At 52.2% G+C, this 6,666-nt stretch carries 6 protein-coding genes; 1 reads left to right on the top strand and 5 read right to left on the bottom strand.

Going from position 1 to position 6,666, the window contains the following annotated elements:
• A partial coding sequence (locus Q0C48_RS12300; protein WP_291524783.1) for a hypothetical protein occupies nt 1-400 on the top strand: 400 nt, incomplete at its 5' end.
• A gap of 209 nt (nt 401-609) precedes the next feature.
• Here the strand turns inward: Q0C48_RS12300 and Q0C48_RS12305 are convergent.
• The 5 genes from Q0C48_RS12305 to Q0C48_RS12325 form a co-directional block, all read right to left on the bottom strand.
• Complete coding sequence (locus tag Q0C48_RS12305; RefSeq protein WP_291524785.1) at nt 610-1,260, bottom strand: hypothetical protein; 651 nt, start codon at nt 1,258-1,260, stop codon at nt 610-612.
• 8 nt (nt 1,261-1,268) lie between these two features.
• The gene (locus Q0C48_RS12310; protein ID WP_291524787.1) at nt 1,269-1,856 is read right to left on the bottom strand and encodes a hypothetical protein; all 588 of its coding nucleotides are present in this window, start codon (nt 1,854-1,856) and stop codon (nt 1,269-1,271) included.
• Nucleotides 1,846-2,694: a TIGR04255 family protein gene (locus Q0C48_RS12315; protein ID WP_291524789.1), complete on the bottom strand. Its 849-nt coding sequence runs from the start codon at nt 2,692-2,694 to the stop codon at nt 1,846-1,848. The genes Q0C48_RS12310 and Q0C48_RS12315 overlap by 11 nt, the downstream gene beginning before the upstream one ends.
• A gap of 116 nt (nt 2,695-2,810) precedes the next feature.
• Complete coding sequence (locus Q0C48_RS12320; protein ID WP_291524791.1) at nt 2,811-5,186, bottom strand: relaxase/mobilization nuclease domain-containing protein; 2,376 nt, start codon at nt 5,184-5,186, stop codon at nt 2,811-2,813.
• Nucleotides 5,170-5,571: a hypothetical protein gene (locus Q0C48_RS12325; protein WP_291524793.1), complete on the bottom strand. Its 402-nt coding sequence runs from the start codon at nt 5,569-5,571 to the stop codon at nt 5,170-5,172. The genes Q0C48_RS12320 and Q0C48_RS12325 overlap by 17 nt, the downstream gene beginning before the upstream one ends.
• Nucleotides 5,572-6,666 lie beyond the last annotated feature (1,095 nt).

Raw genomic sequence — 6,666 nt, forward strand, 5'->3', positions numbered from 1 at the left:
GTCCTATATCCTGGAAGCGGGAGAAATCCTGGTGAGCCTGACCATCACCCCGGGCCTGAAAAGCGCGCTATCCGTTCGGGATGCTCTGGGTTATGGCACGGAAGAAGTACTGGACACCCCGATGAACGAAGTATTTTTTGACAACGATCGCTGGATGTCCCTCTTGCGCCCCTCTTTCCCTATGGTCAGGGAGAAGACACTCGATTTATTGGAGTTCGCCCTGCACCAGACGGGCAAACAATGTACGGAGAATCTTCACCTCGCATTCAACCCATCCTGGCGGCCACTGGCAGAAGCGCTGATGAAACAGCTTCAGGAAGGGATGGACCCGCAAGCGCTTCTGGACTGGCTGAATCGAGACAGAGGGGGCGTTGATGACGATTTTAATTTGGCGTTCTGATTGTCTTTTCCAAATAACGCGCCTCCGCAGTTAGGCTGTACCAGTAGTGCAGTACAAAAAAGCCATCTGCATGCGTACTCCACGCCATCCGGCTACCCTGGCCACGACCATCCGGCCGGGGCAGGCGGAGCGGAGCGACGCCGGAAAAGAAACGAACGCTCACCTGCCGCGCGACAATTATTCTGACCGGCGTCAGTTAATTGTCAGCATCAAAAGGTTTGTGACACCCCGGAAGAAGTAAGTGATCCCCATTGGCTTGGTACGTCTCGCGCTAACAACTTACTATCAACAATATTCTGTACCTCGCCACCCATAAGGGATGTGCGTGGGAGGATTTCCGAGAATGCCTTCATGAGATGGGCGCGGGCCTCAAGACGGTCGGCTTCTTCGAGTCGACGCGATGCACATACTTCGGCATGAGCGGGGGATTCATCGCTAGCTGCATCATATACGCAAAAAGACCGCGAGCTTTCGTCCTGAAGCAGGATTCCACGAATTTTTTTGCATGGAGCCTGGACATACCCTAGCCAAACACGATCGCCTCCATTGGCTAAAAAATTATTCAGCCACTTAGCAAGTTCTGTAGATCCCGCTTTTTCCAAGCGCTGCGCTGACATGCCAAAAGAGAAAGCGTGGCTGAAAAAGTTCGGTAACAGTTTTGGCTTTTTCTTATCAACATGCATGGGCACACATACCATGCGCACAATAGTTTCTTCGTCCTGCACAATGCCTGGCGAATATTGCGATAGTGAATGGCTTTCGCACGCGCAATCGGGTGCCGCATCGGCAACAAGCCCGACGCGATCAATCTGCCCTTGGGTTGATGCATTTATTTCCGAGCACGAACAACCAGATTGCATTCGACCACCTACGCCGTGAGTAGTGGTTTAAGGACCGGTGGAATATTGCGTTTATCAAACTCGACAACCCCTTTATGCCGGTCTTTGCCGCGTTCTATGTAATACGCTATGGATCCATTTTCGAGAAATTCCAAGTCCGCATATAGCTGATCTTCTCCCCAGAACAACCCGGCGCGACCACTGTCATGCAGCATTGGCTCCGGCATCATAAACTCATTGCTTAATGAGGACATGAAACTAATGGCTGACTGCAGAGAGGTTGGGTTAGGTGCCTTTGCCATCTCATGATCCCAATTATCTGGGTACCTTTTCCAACCGCGAAGTATTGCTATGGTGCGTTCTTGTTCGTTAGTTTCGCGGGCATATGCAGTTTGCTCATCCCCGACACCTGCAGTAAAGAGTATTAATTTGTTATCGAATTTGCCCAGCTCAGAATTAGAAGAAGAAATTGGAAGAAGTTGCGCACATGTACCTGCTGCAATACTGGGGCTTTGGAAATATTGGCCCATTTGAAATGTGGCAAGAACCATTGCTGTTCCAGCAACAACAAGTGGGAAGCGAGGCAACAGAGGGGAAGATGTGCTATTAACTTGCATTTAAACCCACCTGATCAGCAGTGTCGTCGTTCACGATAGCGCCAAACATACTTTTCAAAGAACTATGGAGATCCTGAGCCGCATCGTCAAGATAACCAATAGCGTCAATCACCGGAAGATCGTAGGGTGAAAACCCCTGCTGATTTAAAAAGTCAGTCAGTGTCGTTGATATCCGCACAACCCGCACAAACTGCGGGGTAATACCTGTTATATCATTCTCATCCACACAGTCTATATTCACGGCTTCAAGTCGTTTGGTGTGGCCATTGGCCGAAATAAACCGTCCCGAATGGCAATGCCAAAGGTCATCTGCATCAAAGCTAGCTGGTGAAACATAGAGAGAACCACTTTTTAAAAGGCTTGTTGGCCTGCAAGTTTCGCGCGGTCCAGTCCAAACGAATTTGTCTACATAAGATAGTGCATATGCCGCGATATTGGTTTCACCTAATCTCGGTAGCAGCGATCCAAAATATTCTCGCGCTTCTGTCCATACGGCTTCCCAACGAGTATATTCAAACGTGCGAAAATTTATTGATTGCCTGTCAATTCGGAGATCTTTAATTAATGCTCCCCCGTTATCTGTTCGCGTTCGTGCTATGCCATTCGGCACGTCAATGATTGGGGGCGCTATGGGCATCATACCTTGGGGACCAACTTGAAATGCCATTCCCTGAATGCTATCTCTGCGTGGGAGGGCATCCTGAAGCGAACTCATTGTTTCGTCTGCAGAACGTATGGCTTCGTCAGTAAGTGGACGATCAAATCGAACGGTAATAACGACCTGCTCGATCGAGTGCGCCTCATGCATGGGCCTAAACCTATCCTGCGCACCAGCCATCGTCGTTATCCTCACCCAAAAATTCGTGATCCATTCGGTTAGTTCAGGATACATCACATCCAGGCACCCTGAAAACCCCCGCGCGCCCCACCGATCAATGGCGAGACAGCACATGCTTACCGAATGTCTCCGTGACAGTCGATAGTCGGCCCCACTAGGGGCTTGCTATTGCCGGATACCTCGTTTGACTGTTCGAGAGAGTCAGGCACAGGCAAAACCCGCTGTTGCCACGCTTCTGCCACATCTTTGCACCCCTGGGGCGGCACCCATTCCGTTACAGCAACAGATGCGCCGACAATCTCCCGAATTTTCAGGATCTGCTTTTCATGGTCGGCGTCAGTACGCGCTTGCACCTCGCAAGATTTTTCCCGGTCCTTCGTGATAATTACGCTTTCAGCCTGCCGCAAGACCTCTTGGACATGCGGCATATCGAGAAAACCCCGCACCCCCGCACCCCCGCTGACGATAATGGTCGGCACAGCTTGATCCGGATGATAGTGAGCATGCCAGTCCGCTACGGCGAGCGCGTCCACGCCGCCCTCAACTATCCAGACGCGTCGCCTGCTCCCAGGCACTGCGGCCGGAAACCGCTTGTCAGACCCCTTAACATCCATCTTGGTAATCAGCCGTGACCCGTCATGAGCCAGGGCCTGCTCCAGCAGTCGCAGCGTCACGGCGCGAATCTCCCCGTCGTACCACCCAACAAACGCCACAGCGTTGTCCTGAAGTCTCAAAAACCCGTCGATTTGAGCCTGCAATATGGTGTTTTTGGAAATACCCCTGCCCATCAAATACGCCTCTGCCGCTTTACCGTCTCCGTTACCACGTAACAAGACTGGCCTTGCGTCACGAATAACAGGCAAGGCAACACCTATGGCAAGCCGAGGTGCGCCGGATAGGTCATGAACGGCCTGCTGAAAGGTGCGACCCAACTCCTCCAGCAAAGAAATGGCGTCTCCGCCACGGTCGCCCTCCTTCGTACACCAGACGAAATACCCATCATCCTTGCGCGTCAATCGATAAATCTCATCGCCGTGACTTGTCACGGAATAATGCCGCCCTTCCCTCTTGACCGCGAAGCCCTGGTTTTGCAGGTAGGGGATAGGGTCCGCATAGTGGGCATCATTAACCACATCACGCTGAATATGCTGTTGCTCATGCCTTGGCGATTTTGATGTTCCACGCTTACGTGCCGCCGCCGCCTGCTTAAATCTTGTGTTCCACGCCATCACGCCACCAGCCATTTCGTGAGTATCACGATCAGGGTTGCGGACAGCGCGATGGTTGCCATCATCCAGTGCTTCGACGTCTTTTGTGCCTTTTCGTACTTCGCCTGCGTATTGTCGATTTGTATCTGCATTTCGTCCGCCCTGTGCTTCCAGCCTTTCCACGCCCGCGTCGCGGACAGCGCCTTCAAATGCTGCTCCCGAGCCATCCTGACGGATCGCTGTATCCGGTCGTGGCTCAGACCCTGAATGTCCTTCTGCAAGCCGGACATGGCCTCCCGGATCAAGTGCTCTGTTGTTTGTCTCTGGATAGATAAAACCTGATCCAGGTTGGTTTCCAGTGTGAACAAGGGTTCCAGAGATTGCGTTATTTGCTCCCCCAATTTCTCCGGCAATTGATTCAATGCCGTTACTGTTTCTACCGTCATCGCCGACAACTGGCTTGCGCTTGGCAAGCTCTGCAAAGTCTCTGTCTTGGTCATAGTCGATCACCCTCAATAAGCTGGACCATTTATACGCGTTACCCAAGCTCGACCCCTTAAAACTCAATCCGCCGAGTTCAAAAGAAAAGCCATTAAGCCTTTTGGTGGATGCGATATTCGGCAAAACAATGACGCCATTGTCTTCCAGAAACTTAACAAACTGCATTACAGTTTTTGGTTCCTGAATGGCTGAATTAAGCAAGTCTTGCAAGACTAAACGAGGCGGCTTCACTTCCAGCCTTAAGCCCTTTTCCATCTCCGGCTTTGACGGATTTTTGACTTCAGGCATTCTGATTTTGCCGTTTTCGTATTCCGGACCTTTCGTAATGGTCAATCCATGCTCAATTTCAAGCTGCTGAATGATTCTTGTGGATGCCAGATTTTCATTTTGGCCCAGATAAATGGTGCCATCTAACGCAATCCGTGATGCGCCAATGTGAACATGCTGGCCCTCTTTGTCGTTGTGCATCACATAGCAACGGGGATGCAACGGAGAGAAACCCATTTTTTCCATGTAGTCATCGGCAACTTTGACCCATTCATCTGGCTCCAGAGATTCACCGGCAGGAAGCCTCAAGCTGTTATGCCAGACGGGTTTTTCAATGTCAGGGCGAAGGTTACGGGTAACGCCAAACTCCTGCGCAAGTGATTGAGGATTGTGACCGGACATATTCCCGCCGACCAAGATGCCGGGCGAAGTTTTGTGTTCAGCGTCCCGCCCAAAAACATAATTCAAAACCCCGCGAAAACCCCGTCCACGCTTAACTCTATTCATCCCCTTCATCTTCGACCTCCGCATCCTCATTTTGGAGTACGCCGATCAATTCACGACGTAAGCTCTGCACGTCATCACGCAAAGCCTCTAAAACATTCGGCGGATATCCCTTGGCCTTGCCGCAATTTATGGCGACTTGGTACTGGTTGAGATTACTAGAGACTTGCGCCAGAGAAGCCCATGCCTTCAAATTTATCTCAGGTATGGATGGCGGAAGCTTTCCAATACCGGCCATCCTCATCCACTCGCCGCGCTGCCACCGGCCACGACTTTCATCCAGCAGCGTCAGCTCGGCTGCGTTCAGGCGCACAGACACGCAGTGCTGGCGTAACGCATCAGCCGGCAATGAAACAGGCCCCCGGCGAGATCTTTTTCCTACGTCAACAGTACCCATCTGCGATCTCCTCTTTCAGCGAAACGAGCAAAGCGATGTGAAGCGGGGTCCGGGGTTTCCCCGGCGAGGACAATTGAAGCGAAGCGGAAATTAGCCCTCGCTCTCTACCCACAATCCCCAATGACACCAGATAAGTCACTCCAGGCCAAGAAAAAGAGAGAGACCAGCACCACAAATTAAAAGTGTCAATATCACCAAAACTAGAACACTTAAAACACAGTCCGCCATACCAAAAGGGAAGGCCGTTTAACATTCCCGTTGGTGCCAGATTAGGCACAAAATTAACGCTGTTATCTTCCAGAAACGGAAAAAGCGCGATTGCAGTTTTCGATTCCTGGGGAGTACGACCTGAAGGTCGCACGCGATTTGGCCTACCGAGCCCAAGGTCCCGCGCTTTCGCGCGGGCTTGGGCTCTCGACCGGCCTTCGTCCGGTCCATAATTGTTGTGGAATTACACAACGGCGGCGGATTCAAACAGATCTAATTGATTTAGGCCCTCATCCCCCCGCCGCTTGCGCGTCGACCCCCTCTGGGGGTGTTTACGTCCGGCGGGGGAAGGGTCTTGGGCTGTTGGGAACTCTTTCCCCGCCGGAGAATTCACCCCCTGGGGGGTCGCCCGAAGGGCGGGGGGAGATATGGTTGATGACAAGGCCCCTTCAGGGGCCGCCGACATCGACCCTGAAGTATTCTGAAGAATACTGAAGGAAGGGCATTTTATCGGGCCGGTGCTGCACGTTTTGCCATTTTGTCGGGCCGCTGCCGCACGGCATCGGGCCGGTGCTGCACGCTTTGATCCTTTTTCGGCTTTTATCGGGCCGGTGCTGCACGCCCGACCGACCCTGAAAACTCGTTCACCATCTATGATTATTCCAATCTCCGACAGTGTGTGGCTGTCGATTCGTAGTTCTCGACGACGGTGCCGGATCATGGACGATCCCAACTCGCCGCAGACAGCCGCAATCAGCCCATCCAACTTCCACCCGCCGTTAGGCGTCGATTCATGACTCAGGACGTGCCTCGCGACCGCCTGAGAAACGCCGTTCTGTAGCCGTGTTATGGGTGCTGGGTCATAATGCAGAGGCACGTCATTCTTTA

It is taken from the genome of Acidithiobacillus sp. (assembly GCF_023255755.1).
In the GTDB taxonomy this organism is placed as follows: domain Bacteria; phylum Pseudomonadota; class Gammaproteobacteria; order Acidithiobacillales; family Acidithiobacillaceae; genus Acidithiobacillus.